Annotated in this window: 1 protein-coding gene; it reads right to left on the bottom strand. The window is 72.8% G+C overall.

Translation table 11 applies throughout. The features are described 5' to 3' along the window. On the bottom strand, window positions 1-531 hold a 531-nt coding region (locus tag HUK84_RS22330; RefSeq protein ID WP_218064510.1), incomplete at its 3' end, for a serine hydrolase. Between the last annotated feature and the right edge of the window lie 27 nt (window positions 532-558).

Genomic DNA, 558 nt, shown 5'->3' with positions numbered 1-558 from the left:
GGGCGGAGGAAGCGCGTTGCCGAGCAGGATCGCGCGGGTGGTGGCGACGATCGCGCGTGGCGTGGTCGTGTCCAGCGCGCCCCGATAGGCATTGGCGTCCGGTTCGTAGCGGTCGATGCGCGTGGTCGCATCGCCCAAGGTACGGACGAAGCGGGTCAGGCCGGCGGGGCCGCCCGCGCGGCGCATCAGCAGGATGGCGGCGAGATTGTCGCTGGCCTCGACCGCCGCCTGGCAGAGTTCGCCCACCGTCATCGATTCCCGGGGCCTGTCACCGAGGCGGGCGGCCGTGACGGGGCAGGCGAAATCAGGATAGCCGGCGCGCGCCAGGTCCCGGGCCGTGTAGGGGATGGGCTGGGCGAGATCGTCCTGCCCGGCCGCGGCCCGTGCGAGGATGAGGGCGGCGAGCAGCCCCTTGAAGGTGCTGCACAGGGTGAAACGTTCGTCGGCGCGCCAGGCCAGGGTGCCTTCGCCCGCGGTGTCGCGGGCGAACACGCCCAGCCGGCCGCCATGCCGGCTTTCGATGGCGGCCAAGGCGGCACTATGCGAGGCGGCAATACC

It is taken from the genome of Nguyenibacter vanlangensis, assembly GCF_013376155.1.
Lineage (GTDB): Bacteria > Pseudomonadota > Alphaproteobacteria > Acetobacterales > Acetobacteraceae > Gluconacetobacter > Gluconacetobacter vanlangensis.
This window is presented reverse-complemented; position numbering and strand designations above follow the sequence as displayed.